Below are 1,071 nucleotides of genomic sequence, written 5' to 3' on the forward strand. Positions count from 1 at the left end.
ACTTTTTCTTCCCATGATCCATCGTCCTTCTTGCCGTAGATTATCGCCCTGGCATCTTTACCGGAAATCACCAAATGGCGGTTATCGGCGCTGATTGTCGCTGAGTTGACGTCTTTAATAGGGGAAATGGTGGCTTTTTCTTCCCATGAACCATTGGCCTCCAGGCCGTGGATCTTCATCTTCTGATCGCGACTGATGGTCACCACAGAGCGGTCATCGGCGCTGAAGGTGGCTAAGTAGACATGTTTATCATGGTAAATAATGGCTTTTTCTATCCATGACCCATCGTCCTGCTTGCCATAGATTTTTGCCCTGCCGTCTAAACCGGCGGTCACCAAATAGCGGCCATCGGCACTCAAGGTGGTTGAGAGGATATTGTCATCATCGGAAATAGTGGCTTTTTCTGCCCATGACCCATCGTCCTTCTGGCTGTGTATTTTCACCTTGTAATCGTCACTGTGGGTCACCAAATGGCGGCTATCGGAGCTGAAGGAGACAGAGACGATGGAGTAGTCATAGAAAATGGTGGCTTTTTCTGCCCAAGACCCATCGTCCTGCTTGCCATAAATTTTCGCTGTTTTTTTATAGCCACTTGTGGTCACTATATAGCGGCTATCGATGCTGAATGTGGCTGAGTTGACTCTGTCTTCATGGGAGATAGTGGCTTCTTCTTTCCATGATCCATCGCCCTTTTGGCCGTAGATTTTCAGGGTTTTATCGTCAATTTCGCGCATCACATGTTGGCCATCGGGGCTCAAGGAAGAGGGGTAATTCCGACTATTAACAGGGAGGGTGGCTTTCGTCTCTAATTTAAATGTTTTACATTCAGACATCAGTTTGGTGAGAGTGAAAAAGAACAGAGCAGGAAAGTAAATACTCTCATGACGATCCATGACTGACTTGACTAATGACTCATCCTTTGTGAAACGCTTCAACCATTTCTGGAGTTTATCTTTATCTTTTGCGGTGACGATTGTTTTTATTAGCGCCTGGTGTGATGAAGCAAACCGGCGATGCCATGCTTTTGCCATTGAAGCATCATTTTTGAGCGTGTTGTTAATGTATGAATTT

At 45.8% G+C, this 1,071-nt stretch carries 1 protein-coding gene; it reads right to left on the reverse strand.

Annotated elements, in window-relative coordinates; genetic code table 11:
• Positions 1 to 935, reverse strand: a 935-nt coding sequence (locus tag KDK17_RS17440; RefSeq protein ID WP_257288675.1) for a WD40 repeat domain-containing protein, incomplete at its 3' end; no start/stop codon positions are given.
• Between the last annotated feature and the right edge of the window lie 136 nt (positions 936 to 1,071).

The sequence above is a fragment of the Endozoicomonas sp. SESOKO2 genome (genome assembly GCF_024606245.1).
In the GTDB taxonomy this organism is placed as follows: domain Bacteria; phylum Pseudomonadota; class Gammaproteobacteria; order Pseudomonadales; family Endozoicomonadaceae; genus Endozoicomonas_A.